Source organism: Mycolicibacterium sp. Y3, from assembly GCF_051188035.1.
In the GTDB taxonomy this organism is placed as follows: Bacteria; Actinomycetota; Actinomycetes; order Mycobacteriales; family Mycobacteriaceae; genus Mycobacterium; species Mycobacterium fluoranthenivorans.
Window position 1 is genome coordinate 1,633,512 of the sequence record NZ_JAVQLT010000001.1, and the last position, 15,899, is coordinate 1,649,410.

14 protein-coding genes are annotated in these 15,899 nt (G+C 65.6%); 7 read left to right on the forward strand and 7 right to left on the reverse strand.

Annotation, left to right across the window (positions count from 1 at the left end; genetic code table 11):
• Positions 1–7: 7 nt before the first annotated feature.
• On the forward strand, positions 8–1,300 hold the full coding sequence (locus QN239_RS08100; protein ID WP_499009387.1) for a cryptochrome/photolyase family protein: 1,293 nt from the start codon (positions 8–10) through the stop codon (positions 1,298–1,300).
• A 262-nt stretch (positions 1,301–1,562) separates the two neighbouring features.
• Positions 1,563–3,344 carry a P-loop ATPase, Sll1717 family gene (locus tag QN239_RS08105; protein ID WP_499009389.1) on the forward strand — a complete coding sequence of 594 codons (1,782 nt, stop codon included), beginning with the start codon at positions 1,563–1,565 and terminating at the stop codon, positions 3,342–3,344.
• 20 nt (positions 3,345–3,364) lie between these two features.
• Here the strand turns inward: QN239_RS08105 and QN239_RS08110 are convergent, their stop codons facing one another.
• Positions 3,365–3,676 (reverse strand): Gp19/Gp15/Gp42 family protein, encoded by a 312-nt coding sequence (locus QN239_RS08110; protein WP_499016666.1) that lies wholly within the window; start codon positions 3,674–3,676, stop codon positions 3,365–3,367.
• Positions 3,677–3,692: 16 nt separating this feature from the next.
• A complete protein-coding gene (locus QN239_RS08115) occupies positions 3,693–5,231 on the reverse strand; it encodes a dolichyl-phosphate-mannose--protein mannosyltransferase (RefSeq protein WP_499009391.1) in 1,539 nt (512 codons plus the stop codon).
• 62 nt (positions 5,232–5,293) lie between these two features.
• Here QN239_RS08115 and rsmI point away from each other — a divergent pair, with 62 nt between their 5' ends.
• A complete protein-coding gene (gene rsmI, locus QN239_RS08120; protein ID WP_499009392.1) occupies positions 5,294–6,139 on the forward strand; it encodes a 16S rRNA (cytidine(1402)-2'-O)-methyltransferase in 846 nt (281 codons plus the stop codon).
• Positions 6,140–6,167: 28 nt separating this feature from the next.
• Here rsmI and QN239_RS08125 read toward each other — a convergent pair whose 3' ends face one another.
• The 4 genes from QN239_RS08125 to metG are packed head-to-tail and all read right to left on the reverse strand — an operon-like array spanning position 6,168 to position 11,115.
• Positions 6,168–7,406: an aminodeoxychorismate synthase component I gene (locus QN239_RS08125; RefSeq protein WP_499009394.1), complete on the reverse strand. Its 1,239-nt coding sequence runs from the start codon at positions 7,404–7,406 to the stop codon at positions 6,168–6,170.
• Positions 7,407–7,425: 19 nt separating this feature from the next.
• Positions 7,426–8,310: an RNA polymerase sigma-70 factor gene (locus tag QN239_RS08130; protein ID WP_499009395.1), complete on the reverse strand. Its 885-nt coding sequence runs from the start codon at positions 8,308–8,310 to the stop codon at positions 7,426–7,428.
• Positions 8,307–9,473: an NAD(P)/FAD-dependent oxidoreductase gene (locus tag QN239_RS08135; RefSeq protein WP_499009397.1), complete on the reverse strand. Its 1,167-nt coding sequence runs from the start codon at positions 9,471–9,473 to the stop codon at positions 8,307–8,309. The genes QN239_RS08130 and QN239_RS08135 overlap by 4 nt, the downstream gene beginning before the upstream one ends.
• A gap of 49 nt (positions 9,474–9,522) precedes the next feature.
• On the reverse strand, positions 9,523–11,115 hold the full coding sequence (gene metG / locus QN239_RS08140) for a methionine--tRNA ligase (RefSeq protein ID WP_499009399.1): 1,593 nt from the start codon (positions 11,113–11,115) through the stop codon (positions 9,523–9,525).
• Between the two features lie 26 nt (positions 11,116–11,141).
• Here metG and QN239_RS08145 point away from each other — a divergent pair, with 26 nt between their 5' ends.
• From QN239_RS08145 to QN239_RS08160, 4 genes are all read left to right on the forward strand, one after another.
• On the forward strand, positions 11,142–11,978 hold the full coding sequence (locus tag QN239_RS08145; RefSeq protein ID WP_499009400.1) for a TatD family hydrolase: 837 nt from the start codon (positions 11,142–11,144) through the stop codon (positions 11,976–11,978).
• A 111-nt stretch (positions 11,979–12,089) separates the two neighbouring features.
• Positions 12,090–13,217: a resuscitation-promoting factor gene (locus QN239_RS08150; protein ID WP_499009401.1), complete on the forward strand. Its 1,128-nt coding sequence runs from the start codon at positions 12,090–12,092 to the stop codon at positions 13,215–13,217.
• Positions 13,217–14,155, forward strand: a complete 939-nt coding sequence (gene rsmA, locus QN239_RS08155; protein WP_090362359.1) for a 16S rRNA (adenine(1518)-N(6)/adenine(1519)-N(6))-dimethyltransferase RsmA — start codon at positions 13,217–13,219, stop codon at positions 14,153–14,155. The genes QN239_RS08150 and rsmA overlap by 1 nt, the downstream gene beginning before the upstream one ends.
• Positions 14,156–14,157: 2 nt before the next feature.
• The gene (locus QN239_RS08160; protein WP_499016668.1) at positions 14,158–15,144 is read left to right on the forward strand and encodes an asparaginase; all 987 of its coding nucleotides are present in this window, start codon (positions 14,158–14,160) and stop codon (positions 15,142–15,144) included.
• On the opposite strand, the gene QN239_RS08165 is transcribed toward QN239_RS08160, so the two are convergent.
• A complete protein-coding gene (locus QN239_RS08165) occupies positions 15,134–15,898 on the reverse strand; it encodes a serine/threonine-protein kinase (protein WP_499009402.1) in 765 nt (254 codons plus the stop codon). The genes QN239_RS08160 and QN239_RS08165 overlap by 11 nt on opposite strands.
• Position 15,899 lies beyond the last annotated feature (1 nt).

Consider the following 15,899-nt stretch of genomic DNA (forward strand, 5'->3'; position numbering starts at 1 on the left):
TCGAAGCATGCCTACGCTGCTGTGGTTCCGGCGTGACCTGCGCTTGCATGACCTGCCTGCCCTGCTGGACGCCGCCGAGCCCGACGGTGAGGTGCTGGCCTGCTACGTGCTGGACCCGAAGCTGCAGGCCACCTCGGGGGCGCGGCGCCTGCAGTACCTGTACGACGCGCTGCGCGATGTGCACGAGCAGCTCGATGGCCGTCTGTTGGTCACCCGCGGTCGCCCGGAACAACGGATTCCGGCCCTGGTCAAGCAGATCGGCGCCACCTCGGTGCACGTGTCGGGGGACTTCTCACCGTTCGGGAAACGCCGCGATGCCACCGTCCGCGAGGCCCTGGGTGAGATTGCGCTGGAGGAGACGGGCTCGCCGTACCTGGTGTCACCCGGGCGGGTCACCAAGGACGATGGCACGCCGTACAAGGTCTTCACCCCGTTCTTCCGATCCTGGCAGGCGCACGGTTGGCGCTCGCCCGCACAGACGACGGCGACGTCGGTCCGCTGGATCGACCCGGCCGATCTGGATGGCGGCGTGGACATTCCGGCCGGTGACACCGAGTTGGAGTACGCGGCGGGGGAGCGGGCGGCGCGCACGGCGTGGAAGCGGTTCGTGAAGGACGGATTGGCGGACTACGAGGAAGACCGCAACCGGCCGGATCTCGATGCCAGCAGCCGGATGTCGGCGCACCTCAAGTTCGGCACCATCCATCCCCGCACCCTGGCCGCCGATCTGGGCAAAGACCAAGGGGCGCAGGCCTATCTACGCGAGCTGGCCTTCCGTGACTTCTATGCCGATGTGCTGCACCACTGGCCGCGCAGCGCGTGGTGGAACTGGAACCGCAGCTTCGACGCCATCGAGGTCGACGAGGACGCCGAGGCGCGCAAGCGGTTCGAGCTCTGGAAGGCGGGCAAGACGGGTTTCCCGATCGTCGACGCCGGGATGCGTCAGCTCGCCGGAACCGGCTTCATGCACAACCGGGTCCGGATGATCACGGCGTCGTTCCTGGTCAAGGATCTGCATCTACCGTGGCAGTGGGGTGCGCGCTGGTTCCTGGACCAGCTGGTCGACGGGGATATGGCCAGCAATCAGCACGGCTGGCAGTGGGCCGCGGGCTGCGGCACCGACGCCGCCCCGTACTTCCGGGTGTTCAACCCGGACACCCAGGGCAAGAAGTTCGACCCCGACGGCGTTTATGTGCGGCGCTGGGTGCCGGAGTACGGGTCGGCCGACTATCCGGCCCCGATGGTGGACCACAAGGCCGAACGGGCCGAGGCGCTGCGGCGGTATGAGGAAATCAGGTAGCGGAGCGGAGTGGCGGTTCTTTGCGCTCGGCGTGGACCAGGGTATGCCCACCGTCGACTACTCGACCGTTTGCCTATACACCCGACCCGATAAGGTCTAATTCTTCCAAACGCATATCGAACCAAACAACGGGTGACATCGAAGGAAAGCCCGTATCTTGTTTTGGGGGAGATTGTCTCGTTCGCACCGCGGCCCCCGCTCATTGGGCGCGCCCTTGACCGTTAGGCGCGGTCCAGGTTGATCCGGCACTGGGGAGGCTGTGTTGAAAGACGAACTCTATCGCATCACGGAGATGGTCAGGACCGTACAGGTTCGCGAAGCACAAGAAACGCTGTTGTCGCTGATCGACTCCACCAGCGACGTCGACCTGTTGATCCATCGTGAATCGATTGAATTGACGATTTCGCATTTCCTTCCTAAGCGGGCCGAGCGAATCATGGCAACATTCGTCGATCGAATTGATCGCATCGGGGTAGCAACTCTTGACGAAATGGGCAACGACGCGTCATCTTCGAATGGCGGAGAACCACTTCATGAACTTCCTGGCCAGCAATCAAGCGTCGAACCGGACCGGCCAGCTGTACGTTTCAAGGACATCAAGTTCGGCTATATCAGTGCTCAGTTCGAGCGCCGCAAGATGCCAAACCTATTACTAGACGGGTTTTTCGAGCGCGGCGGAGTTGTTAATGACCTCATCTATGGCAGCGAGTTCTTGGTGCTCGGGTACAAAGGTGGAGGAAAGTCAAGCATTGCTGAGCATATCGATTTAGCGGCTCAGGGTAACCCTAATTTATTTGTCGAAAACCAACTCCTACGCGATTTTCCCTATGAGCAAGTGCCTGAATTGGTATCCGGTAAAGCAGACATATCGGTTCGGACCAACCTAGCATGGTCGCTTCTTTTGCTCCTGAAGATGTTCGACAGTCTTACCGAAGACCAAGCGGTGACGTTCGACGACGGCGGAACTCGTTTCGACAATTTAGAGCGAGACTTGCGAAGGCTCGGGCTGCTGCCGAAATTAAAGTTCCGAGATTTGGTTCTGGTCAGCCGCGAGGTCAACCTGTCGGTAGAATTAGCGAAAGTCGTAAAGGGCGGACTGGTTGGCAAGTACCAGGAACCCACTGTAATTCTCTCACACGTTAGAGACGCAATGAAGAAGATCATTTGTGACGCTCGTACGCCCAATCGACACCTGCTTATAATCGATGGACTTGACGAAGTGTTCTTTTTGTTCAATCCGTGGTATTCAATGGTGGCGTCACTGGTCCATGAAATCGAAGCCCTGAATGCCGAGTTTGACGAGAACAACAGCGCTGCAAAGATAGTGATTCTTTGCAGAACCGATATTTTCGAGCGCCTGCCGAGTCCTAATATTAACAAATTGCGCGACTACTCATACGTAATTGACTGGTATCGAGATGCCGCTGATCCAACCAACTCTGACCTCTTTGCTTTAGCGCAACATCGTGCGCGTGTCGCAGGCTACGAGGGTAAAGATGTTATAAGGGAGTCGATACCCGAGTCTTTGTACATGAATACCAATCCAACGAACACCTATAAGTTTCTCCTGGATCACACACGCCACACCCCTCGTGACTTCTTGCAACTGTTAAGTTACATACAGCGCACGTTGAAGGATCCTAATGAAGTTACTTTTCGCGACGTAATTGTCGGCTTAAGGGGATATTCCATAGAATACTTCCTGCCCGAACTCAAGGATGAATTGGCCGGCTATTTCAAACCGTCAGAAGTGAATGTCTGCTTCCAGATAATCGGGGGACTGCGTCAGAGGTCATTTTCATTAGACAGTTTAAAGCAGTACGCCAACAAGGCCGGATTAAGCGAGAAAATCGACCTAGAAACTGCCGTACGGGTCCTCTTCGACTGCTCGGCAATTGGCAACATTGTGAATCGACCTCACTCGGATGGGGTTACGGATGGCATTTTTTACACATTCCGTTACCGGAATCGCAATGCAAGTGTCAACTACTCCGAGCGGTTCATATTGCACCGTGGCGCTTGGAAGGCTCTAAACCTCGTTTGATATACCAACGTGTGCGGAACCTATCGGCCGGTTGTGATTCTGGCGACGATCGTAAAGTTCGGGCTTGGTTTAACGCCTGGTAACTCCCATTCCTCGGCCGGGATGCGAAGGCTGCTGTCGACAGCCTCCCGCGAGAGTTGGTGGCTATGGGAACCTTCCTGTTCGCTGAACAAGCCCTCAGGATTCCGGATCACCCGCAGTACAGCATCGGCATCGATGTCGACCACGTCGGCCTTCTCCAGGTCGTCGGCCTCGATTTGGGCGGCGAGATCGGGGATTCTGCGAAGGATCATCCGCTCAATATCGGAACCATCGCGCCTGGCGTCCTGCATCACGGCCTTGCGCTGACTATCGCCAGCTGGGCAACCAGATCTGCATGTTCCACGTCGCCGGCGAGATCGGCAGCCCGGTGAGAATCGGGTACATCCAGGCGAAGTTCGTGATCACCAGCGCCACATAACAACTCACCGCGATCAGGCCCAGCGTCCGGCGTTCGGCGTTCTGCCCGGGTTGATACAGCACATCGCCGAGGATCAGTGCGATCGCCATGATCAGGAACGGCGCCATGGTGGTGGCGTAGAAGAAGTACATCTGCCGGTCGATGTCGGCGAACCACGGCAGAAAGCCCGCGCCGTAGCCGACGAGCACCACCGCGTAGCGCCAGTCGCGGCGCACGAACGCCCGCCACATCGCCCACACCAGGACCGGGACGGCGACGAACCACATCGCCGGGGTGCCCACCAGCATCACGGCCTTGACGCAGGACTGTGCGCCGCAGCCGGGCACGTTCTGCTGATCGATCGCGTACAGCACCGGGCGCAGCGACATCGGCCACGTCCACGGTTTCGACTCCCACGGGTGGTGGTTGCCCGCGGCATTGGTCAGCCCGGAATGGAAGTGATACGCCTGATAGGTGTAGTGCCACAGCGACCGCAGCGCATCCGGCATCCAGCTGTCCAGGCCGATCGAGCGGCCTTCCTCATGGCGGTCCACCGCGGTCTCGGAGGCGAACCACGGCGCGTAGCTGCCCAGGTACACCAGGAACGGGATGATCCAGAACACGTAGATCGACGGACCCACGTCGCGGCGCAGGGTGCCCAGCCACGGCCGCGGCACGCGGTACTGGCGGCGGGCGATGACGTCGAACGCCAGCGTCATCAACCCGAAGAAGACGATGAAATACAGGCCCGACCACTTCGTCGCGCAGGCCAGCCCCAGCAGCACGCCGGCGCCGAACCGCCACCAGCGCACGCCCAGTCGCGGACCCCACGGGGTCTGCGCGATCCGGCCCTCCATCAGCGCCACGTGCATCCGGGACCGCACCTCGTCGCGGTCGACGATCAGCGCGCCGAACGCCGCCACCACCCACATCACCAGGAACACGTCCAGCAGTGCGGTGCGCGCCGAGACGAAGCTGACGCCGTCGGCGATCAACAGCAGGCCGGCGATCCCACCGACCAGGGTCGACCGGGTGATCCGGCGCACGATCCGCGCCGTCAGCACGACGATGATGACGCCGCACACCGCACCCGAGAACCGCCAGCCCAGCCCGTTGTAGCCGAAGATCCACTCGCCGATCGCCATCAGCTGCTTGGCCACCGGCGGGTGCACCACCAGGCCGTAGCCGGGGTTGTCCTCGACGCCGTGGTTGCCCAGCATCTGCCAGGCCTGCGGCGCATAGTGCTTCTCGTCGAAGATCGGGGTGCCGGCGTCGGTCGGCGAGCCGAGATTCAGGAAGCGGGTCAGCGCGGCCAGGGCACCGATGATGAGGGTCATCACCCAGCCCTGAAGGCGATCCAGCGGCCCGAAGTCCGGCACGGGTACGAGCGGGCCGGGGCTGATCACGGGTACGGCGCGCTCCGGCTGCACGGTATGAGGAGCGGTCATCACCGACGATCGTAGGCTGTGCAGTTGTGGAACCCCGGGTCGCTCCGCTCCAGCCCGCCGGAATGTCAAACCCCGGCTCTGGCCGACTGCTGCTGGCGGCCACGCCGCTCGGACAGCCCGCAGATGCATCCGCCCGCCTCGTCGAGGCACTGGCCGGCGCCGACGTGATCGCCGCCGAGGACACCCGGCGCGCCCGCACCCTGGCCGCAGCGCTGGGCGTGACGCCCGCGGGGCGCTGGCTGAGCGTGTTCGACCAGAACGAGTCGGCGCGGGTGCCCGCCCTGCTGGAGGAGATCCGCGGCGGCGCGACGGTGGTCCTGATCAGCGACGCGGGAATGCCGTTGATCAACGATCCGGGCTACCGCCTGGTGACGGCCTGCATCGAGGCGGGTTTGGCGGTCAGTTGTCTGCCCGGTCCGTCGGCGGTGACCACCGCGCTGGCGGTGTCCGGGCTGGGCGCGGACAAGTTCTGTTTCGAGGGGTTCGCGCCGCGCAAACAAGTCGCGCGACGCACCTGGCTGGGCACCCTGGCCGCCGAACAGCGCACCGCGGTGTTCTTCGAGTCGCCGCGCCGGCTCGCCGACACCCTGCGCGATGCGGTGGACACCCTGGGCGCGGACCGGCGCGCGGTGGTATGCCGAGAGCTCACCAAGACCCACGAGGAGATCAAGCGGGGCACGCTGGGCGAGTTGGCCGAGTGGGCCGCCGACGGTGTGCTCGGCGAGATCACCGTGGTACTGGCGGGCGCGGTGCCCAAAGCCGACCTGGATTCCCTGGTCGCGCTCGTACTGGAATTGGTCGACGACGGTGCGCGCGCCAAGGATGCGTGTGCCGAGGTGATCGCCGCGCATCCCGGTGCGCCGTCGCGGCGTGAGCTCTACGACGCGGTGTTGAAGGCGCGCAGCTGAAGGACGGACGGGCCCGTCTGATCGACCTCTACGTCGGCACCGGTCCGGCCGAGGCCGCTCCGACGTGGCCGGCCACACCGACAATCGCGGCGGCCTTGTGCAGGCATTCCTCCCACTCGGCGTCCGGGTCGGAGTCCGCGGTGATCCCTCCGCCGACACCGAGGACCGCGCTGCCGTGGGGATCGAACTCCACCGTCCGGATTGCCACGTTCAATTCGGCTCCCGCCGACGGTGATGCCAAACCGACGGTCCCGCAGTAGATTCCGCGGCGATCCGGCTCCCACTGCAGGAGCAGTTCGCGGGCCCGGCCCTTGGGTGTGCCGGTCACCGACGCAGGCGGGAAGCTCGCCTCGAGTACCGCCGGCGTAGACACTTCGACCGGAATCCGGGCCGTCACCGTCGACACCAGATGCCAGACCCCCGGTGCCGGGCGAACCCGCAGCAACTCGGGGACGGTGACCGAGCCGGTGACGGCGAGCCGGCCCAGATCGTTGCGCACCAGGTCGACGATCATGATGTTCTCGGCGACGTCTTTCACCGACGCGCGCAACGCCACCGGCGATTCATCAAGGGGCAGCGTCCCTTTGATGGGGCTCGAGGTCACCTGCTCGCCGTGGCGGCACAGAAACAACTCGGGGGACAGCGAGGCCACCGCACCCCATTCCCCGGCCACGAATGCGGCGCGGGCCGGTGCGGTACGGGTGACGGCGTCGACGAAGAAATCCAGCGGGTCACCGTCGATACGGCCGGTGTACTGGGTGCAGACGCAGGCCTGATAGATCTCACCCGCCGCGATCGCCTCAAGACAGGCCAGCACCCCGGCCTGGTGCGCCTTGCGGTCCGGAGCCCGCCAGTCGATGGCATACGGCCGGGCCGGTGTGGCGGCGATACCGGTCAACCAGTCGGGAGATGCAGTGCCGGAAAGGCTTTCGTACCACCAGAGACCGTCGCGGTCCTGGCGCAGGACACAATCCGACCAGCCTCCGGCGGCTGCGGGGAGACGCGGGCTGCCGTCGGGATAGGACAGGTAGCCGAACCAGCCTCCGCCGACGATGGTGTCCGCCCCGACAGATCTTGCGGTGAGTGGCACGTCGAACACCCGCCCGCACGGTTCGGCCGCCACGCTGGGTGCGATGACCGCGCGCGATCCGAACCAGTCGCCGATAAGCGCGGCGGGCGGGGGCAGACCGCGGCTGCGGCCCGCATCGGCGACGGCGCGCAGCACCCCGGGGGCGTCACCCAGGGGGCCGAGCCGGTCGATTCGCACCGGCCTAGCCTGTCAGAAGCTATCGGCTGATCGCGCGCGGGACCATGATCGACGAGAGCTTGTCCGGATTGCGCATCGCGTAGAAATGGCTGATCCTGCCGTCGGTGATCTCCACGGTGATCACCCCTTCGAGGTTGTCACCCAGGTACAGGACCAGGGCGGGTGCGTTGTTGTACACGGCGAGGTCGATCCGCGCGTCGGGCCGTTCGCCGGCCCCGCGCATCAGGCCGAGCACCAGCCTGGCCACCTTGTCCGCGCCGATCACCGGCCGCCGTGCCGCGCTGACCTTGCCCGCGCTGTCGGCCGTCCACACCACATCGGGTGCCAGCATCTCGACGAGCGCGGCCACATCGCCGGTTGCGGCGGTGGCGAAGAACTGCGCGGTGATCTGTTCGCCGACCGCGGCGTCGACATGGTCGAACCGCTTGCGTCGGGCCTGCACGTGTTCCCTTGCGCGGTGCGCCATCTGGCGCACCGCGGCCGGCGACCGGCCCACCGCCGCGGCGATCTCGTCGTGGCTGAAGCCGAACACCTCGCGCAGCACGAAGATGGCGCGCTCGTCGGGTGTGAGAGTCTCCAGCACCACCATCATCGCCATCGACACCGACTCGGCCAGCACCACGTCAGCCGAAGCATCCTCGACCAGAACGGGTTCCGGCAGCCATGGCCCGACGTACTCCTCGCGGCGGCGCGCCGTGGCGCGTAACGCGTTGAGCGACTGCCGGGTCACCAACTGGGCCAGGTAGGCCTTGGTGTCGACGACCGCATCCAGGTCCACCTCGGCCCAGCGCAGGTAACTCTCCTGCAGCACATCGTCGGATTCGGTTGCCGAACCCAGGATTTCGTAGGCGATGGTGAACAGCAGCGGTCGCAGTGCGGTGAACCGCTCGGCGTGCTCGTTCATGCCGGGTCGTGCTCCAGGAGCGCTGCCAGCCGCTCGGCCCGCTTACCACCCTTGATCAGGAAATAGGATCCGGGTTTGGCCGCTTCGCGACGCAGCTGCCACAGCGTGCCCTTGCACACCATCTCCTTGATCGACGCGGCGATACGGCCACCGACGTAGGCGCGGCGCGGGCTGTCATCCGGGCGTGAGATCTGGATGGTGCCGTAGGACCGTCCGATGCTGACGCACTGTCCGGCGAAAGCCTGGTTGATCGCCTGCGGGGCGTCGCCGTCGATGCGGGCCAGCACGGTGCGCGCAGCCTGCGCGGCCAGTGGCATCGCAGCCTGGCAGCTCATCCGCAACGGCGCCCCCGACGGCGCCACCGCGTCACCGGCGCCGACGACGCGGTCGTCGTCGATGCTCACCAGCGTCTCGTCGGTGAGCAGCCGGCCCAGGTCGTCCGTGCGAAGGCCGCTGCGGGCGGCGAGCTCGGGCACCCCGAAGCCGACAGTCCAGACCGTGGTGGCGCTGCGCAGCAGGCGACCGTCGGACAGCTCGACGTGGTCGGCGTGCACAGCGGCCACCGTCGGGCCCACGATGACGGTGACACCCAGCTTGGCCAGCTGCTTGGCCGCGGATCTGCGCGCCTGGGCGCCCAGCGAGGGCCCCAGCGCCGGACCCGCCACGAGCGTCGTCGCCCTACCGGCCTCGGCGAATTCCGAAGCCGCCTCGATACCGGTCAGACCGCCGCCCACCACCACGATCGGCGCCGACATCGGGACATCCTGCAGACGGGCACGCAGGCGCTGCGCATCTTCGAATTCGCTTAGAGCATAAGCGAATTCAGGTGCACCGGCGCTGGTGCTGCCGACGGCGTAGATCAGGTAGTCGTAGTCGAGGGTGTTCCCCGAAGCCAGCTCGACGCGGCGTGCCGCGGTGTCGATGCGTTCGGCCGTGTCGACCACCAGAGTCACCTTGTCGGAGAGCAACTCGTCGTAGGCGGCGGTGGCGTCGTGGGTACCCGCGACCAGCTGGTGCAGCCGGATGCGTTCGACGAACTCGGGCCGGGCGTTGACCAATGTGACTTGTGCTGCCTGCTGTTGGAGCAGGTGGTTGGCGGCCAGCACGCCGGCGTAGCCGCCGCCGAGGACGATCACTTTCTGGGTTGCGTTGTTCTCAGTCATGCCCTCAAGACACCGCCCATCCCGAAAGTGTGACAGGCGGTGACCCAGATCACTCCGTGTCGGCGACCTGGTACCGCGGGAACACGCCTTCGGGTTTGGGCAGGGCCGTCCCCGGCGCCAACCGGGTCCCGATGGCCGCGAAATCACGCTGCGCTGCCGACTGCCCGAGCAGGTCGAGCAGCTTGGCCGTCGACCCGGGCATCACCGGCTGGCTCAGTAGCGTGGCGATGCGCACGGTCTCCAGCGTCGTATAGAGCACCGTCCCGAAGCGTTCCTCAGCCTCGGGCGTCCCGACCTTGCGCAGTACCCACGGCTCCTGCGCGGAGAAGTACTTGTTGGCCGCGGCCAGCACCGACCAGATGGCGTCCAGGGCCAGGTGCATGGCCTGCTCGTCGTAATGGCCGCGGACGCGCTCCAGCAACCCGTCGGCTGCGGTGAGCAGTTCGGTGTCCTCCGCGGTGAACGGACCGGGTTGGGGCACCACGCCGTCGAGGTTCTTGTTGACCATCGACAGTGATCGTTGGGCCAGGTTTCCCAGCTCATTGGCCAGATCGGCGTTGATCCGGCCGATGATGGCCTCCTCGCTGTAGCTGCCGTCCTGACCGAAGGGCACCTCGCGCAGGAAGAAGTAGCGCACCTGGTCCACGCCGAACTCGTCGACGAGCACCAGCGGATCGACCACGTTGCCGAGCGACTTGCTCATCTTCTCGCCCTTGACGTTGATGAAGCCGTGCGCGAAAACCCGTCGCGGCAACTCGATACCGGCCGACATCAGGAAGGCGGGCCAGTACACCGTGTGGAACCTGATGATGTCCTTGCCGATCATGTGCAGGTTCGCCGGCCAGTACTTCTGAAAGTCCTCCGAGGAGGTGTCCGGGAAACCGACCCCGGTCAGGTAGTTGGTCAACGCATCCACCCACACGTACATCACGTGGTCGGGGTGATCCGGGACGGGCACACCCCAGTCGAAGGTGGTGCGCGAGATGGACAGGTCGCGCAGCCCGCCGGAGACGAAGCTGACCACCTCGTTGCGCCGCACATCTGGCCCGATGAACTCGGGATGGGCGGCGTAGTGGGCCAGCAGCCGGTCGGTGTAGGCGGACAGTTTGAAGAAGTAGGTCTGCTCCTCGGTCCAGGTCACCTCGGTACCGGTCTCGGTGGCGAACCGCGAGCCGTCGCGTTCCTCGGTCTCGTCCTCGGTGAAGAAACGCTCGTCGCGCACCGAATACCAGCCCTGATAACTGCCGAGGTAGATATCGCCGGCTTCGTTCATCGCGCGCCAGATCTCCTTGGACGCCTCGTAATGGTCGGTATCGGAGGTCCGGATGAACCGGTCGTAGGAGGCACCGAGTCTTTCCTGCATCCGTTCGAACACGTCGGAGTTGCGGTTGGCCAGCTCGGCGGCGGTGATGCCCAGTTTGGCGGCCGTCTCGGCCATCTTCAGGCCGTGCACATCGGTTCCGGTCAGGTAGCGCACGTCGAACCCGTCGAGACGCTTGAACCGGGCGATCGCGTCGGTGGCGATGTACTCGTAGGCGTGCCCGATATGCGGGTCGCCGTTCGGGTAGGCGATGGCCGTGGTCACGTAGTAGGGATCCCCGGGGGTGCGCGTCCCCGCGCCGGGGGAAGACGAGTTGCTCATGAGGGTTTCCACCTTAAAGTGTCGGCGTGAGCTCCAAGAGACAGAAGCCGCCCGCTCCGGAGCCGCTCGCCCCGCTGATCGACGCGCACACCCACCTGGACGCCTGCGGCGCGCAGACCCCTGCGGACGTCGCCGCGATCCTGGACAGGGCCGGGGCGGTCGGTGTGCAGGCCGTCGTCACCATCGCCGACGATCTGGACGCCGCCCGCTGGGCCGCTCAGGCGGCGGGCTGGGACGAGCGCGTCTACGCCGCGGTGGCGCTGCACCCCACCCGCGCCAACGCCCTCGATGACGCCGCGCGCACCGACCTGGACGCCTTGGCGCGGGATCCCCGGGTGGTGGCCGTGGGGGAGACCGGGATGGATATGTACTGGCCGGGCCGACTCGAGGGCTGCGCCGATCCGACCCAACAGCGGGAAGCCTTCGCCTGGCATATCGATCTGGCCAAACGGACCGGTAAGCCGCTGATGATCCACAACCGTGACGCCGACGCCGAGGTGCTCGACGTGCTGGCCGCTGAGGGCGCCCCGGAGACGGTGATCTTCCACTGTTTCTCCTCCGGCGTCGAGATGGCCAGAACCTGCGTCGCCAACGGCTGGACACTGAGCCTGTCGGGCACCGTCAGCTTCCGGAACGCGCACGCGCTGCGGGAAGCCGCCGGGGTCATCCCGGACGGTCAGCTGCTGGTCGAGACCGATGCGCCGTTCCTGACCCCGCACCCATTCCGCGGCGCACCCAACGAGTCGTACTGCCTGCCGTACACGGTGCGCGCGCTGGCCGATATCCTGGACCGGCCGGCGACCGAGCTGGCCGAGGTCACGACCGCCACCGCGAGGCGCGTCTACCAGCTGCCGGGCGTGTGAATTGGCGCCGGTTGCAGATCTTCGTTACCTTCCTGTTATAGAACGCGGGCGGCCAGCCGGGTCGCGAGTGCCGCGGGCCCGTATGGGTCGAAACCCGGAGACGACAGACTCTTGAGTGTTTTGGACAAGATCCATGAGGAGCGTTCGCCTGCGCTTCGACTGCTCGTGGGAACCCTTTTATTGACGCTCGTGTTTGCTGGTGGGGTGGCGGTTACCTCCCACAAGACCGTGACGCTGACCGTCGACGGTGCGCCGATCACCGTGACCACCATGAAGTCCAAGGTCATCGACGTGGTGCGGGAGAACGGCTTCACCGTCGGTGACCGCGACGACCTCTACCCGGCGGCAGGTACCCCGGTGCATGACGCCGACAACATCGTGCTTAGCCGCAGCCGTCCCGTGCAGATCTCCCTGGACGGTCAAAACAGCAAAGAAGTGTGGACCACCGCCTCGACCGTCCAGGACGCGTTGGCGCAGCTGTCCCTGACCGACACCGCGCCCGCGGCGGCGTCCCGCGCCACCCGCCTGCCGCTGGCGGGGATGGCATTGCCCGTGGTCAGCGCCAAAACGGTACAGATCAACGACGGTGGCACCGTGCGTTCGGTCCATCTGGCCGCGCCCAACGTGGCCGGCCTGCTCGATGCCGCCGGAGTTCCGCTGCAACAAAATGACTCCGTCGTCCCGGCGGCGTCCGCGCCCGTCGTCGACGGCATGCAGATCCAGGTCACGCGCCTGCGGATCGAGAAGGTCACCCAGCAGATTCCGCTTCCGCCCGCCAGCCAGCGCATCGAGGACGCGACGATGAACATGAGCAGGCAGGTCGTCGTCGACCCGGGAACTCCGGGTGTGCAGGACGTGACTTTCGCCGTCGCGAAGCTCAACGGAGTCGAGACGGGCAGATTGCCAGTAGCCAATGTCGTCGTCACTCCGGCGCGCGATTCTGTGCTGCGCGTCGGCGCGAAACCGGGCACCGAGGTGCCGCCGGTGCGTGACGGACGGGCCTGGGATGCCGTCGCTTCATGCGAATCGGGTGGTAATTGGGCCATCAACACCGGCAACGGATATTTCGGTGGCGTCCAATTTGATCAGAACACATGGGAACGACAGGGTGGTCTGAGGTATGCTCAGCGGGCTGATCTGGCTACCCGTGAGGAGCAGATCGCGATTGCTGAAGTGACGAGGGCGCGTCAAGGATGGGGCGCCTGGCCGGTGTGTAGTGGGAGAGTAGGTACCTCCTGATGACGATCCGACTGCTCGGTCGTACCGAGATCAGGCATCTGGCGCGCGAGATCGACTTCCGACCACGCAAAGCCTTCGGACAGAACTTCGTCCATGATGCGAACACGGTGCGGCGCATCGTGTCGGCATCGGGTATCCACCGCCAGGACTGTGTCCTCGAAGTGGGGCCCGGCCTCGGCTCGCTGACCTTGGGTCTTCTCGACCGAGGTGCGCGGGTCACCGCGGTGGAGATCGACCCGGTACTGGCCCATCAACTGCCGAAGACCATCGCGAACCACTCACACAGCGAGATCAGCCGGCTGACCGTGCTGAACCGCGACATCCTCACGCTCAAGTCCGACGACCTGGACGAGCAGCCCACCGCCCTGGTGGCCAATCTGCCGTACAACATCGCGGTGCCCGCCCTCATCCACCTGCTGTGCGAGTTCCCGTCCATCAAGACGGTCATGGTGATGGTGCAGGCCGAGGTCGCCGAGCGGCTGGCCGCCGAGCCCGGTGGCAAGGACTACGGCGTGCCCAGCGCGAAGGTCCGGTTCTTCGGCAACGTGCGCCGCTACGGCATGGTCTCGCCGACGGTGTTCTGGCCGATCCCGCGGGTCTACTCCGGCCTGGTCCGGATCGACCGCTACGAGACGTCGCCGTGGCCCACCGACGAGAGCTTCCGCGAGCAGGTTTTCCAGCTCATCGACATCGGCTTCGCGCAGCGCCGCAAGACCTCGCGCAACGCCTTCGCCGAGTGGGCGGGCTCCGGTAACGAGTCTGCCGAACGGCTGCTCGCGGCCAGCATCGATCCGGCCCGTCGCGGCGAGACTCTGTCGATCACCGATTTCGTCCGGCTGCTGCAGCGCTCCGGTGAGCTCGAGGTGCCGACTGCCCGGTCGGTGGAAGCCATCGAGGCCGTCGACTCCGTCGACAACACCGAGGCGTCGCTCAGCTGAGCATCGCCGCAGGAGCTGTTCTCGTCGTCTTCACCGGCGGCACGATTGGTTCAAGGCGCTCCGGTGACGTGATCGGGCTGGCCCCCGGCCAGACCCGGCTGCTGTTCCAGGCATACGACGACACGTCGACTTTCGACGTGATCGAGCCGCTGTCGCTGCTCAGCGAGAACGCCCGGCCTTCGGACTGGACCGCGATGGCGGCCGCGGTCGCCGCGGCGATCCGGCCACACCACACCGGGGTGGTCATCACCCATGGAACCGACACCCTGTCCTACGGGGCCACCGCGCTGGCCTTTGCACTGTGCCACCTGACGGTTCCGGTGGTGGTGGTCGCCAGTAACAGACCCCTCGATCATCCGGATGCCAATGGGCACAGCAATTTCCGCGATGCGCTCGAGGTGATAGGCGCGGTGCCCGGTGGTGGCGTCTTCGTCACTTTCCGCAATCCCGACGGCCGCCGACTGGTACATGCCGGCGCGCGGTTACAGCCGTCCACGCCGATCCGGCATTTCGTGCACAGCGACGGTGAGGTCGATATCGCCGATCTGGATCGGTTGCCACCCATGTCGCCCGCGTCGCCGCCCTGGCCGGTGGGGCCCGTCCGATTCGGTGCGCGCGTGCTGTTCCTGCGCCCGTATCCCGGACTCGATTACCGGGCGGTCGATCCGACCGGCTTCGACGCCGTGGTGCATGAGACCTATCACTCCGGTACCGCGTGCACCGTCGAGCCGTCCGGGCCCACCGATATCACGGAGTTCGCGCGGCGTTGTCGCGCGGTCGGGGTGCCGATCTTCCTCGGTCCCGTCCCTTCGGATGTCGCCGCCTACGAGTCGGTGACGGGCTTCGCCGCCGCGGGGTTGATTCCCTTCCGCCGGATGCGCGCCGAAACCGCTTATGTGAAGGTCTCTTTGGGCACCGGCATGGGCCTGACCGGGGACGCGCTCACCGAGTTCGTCCACCGTGAGATCGCGGGGGAGTTCACCGGCTGAGCGCGCGAGCGATCAGGACCATGAATTCGGTACAGGACCGATAGCGCGCGTCCGGGTCCTTCGCCATGGCCTTGGCCACGATGGAATCGAAAGCGTGCGGTATCCCGTCGACGCGTCCGTGGTAGCGCGGCACGGGTGCGTGCAGGTGCTGTTCGACCAGGTCCATGGCCGTGTCTGCGGCGAATGGTGGTGTGCCGATGACCAATTCGACGCACACGCAGGCCAGCGCGTACTCGTCGGTGGCGGCCGACGGTGGGTGGCCGGTGAGCAGCTCCGGCGCGGCATAGGGCAGCGACGCATCCGCGCGGCCCGGATGGTGCCAGACGTCCTCGGCCAGGGCGTGCGCGCTGCCGAAATCGACCAGCACGGCGGGGCTTTGCGGATCGTCGCGGGACAGCAGAATATTCGACGGTTTGACATCGCAGTGCACGATGCCGCGGCGGTGGGCGTGGTCGAGGGCCCCGGCGATCTCGGTCAGCGCCCGCAACCGGTCCTCGCGGCCGGGCAGGTGTGTCACCGTCCCGCCGCGGGCCAGTTCCATCGTCAGCCAGCCGTCGCCGAGCCGGTGCATCCGCACGATATGAGGGTGGTCGAGCCGTGCGGCGAAGGCGAACTCACGAGCCAGCCGGTGGCGGTGCGCGCGGGCGACCTTGAGCGCGACATCCGCACCGCCGTCGCGGTGATGGGCGCGGTACACCGACGCATAGCCGCCGTGCCCGAGGAGCTCGTCGGGCTCATAGCCGCCGAATCGCACG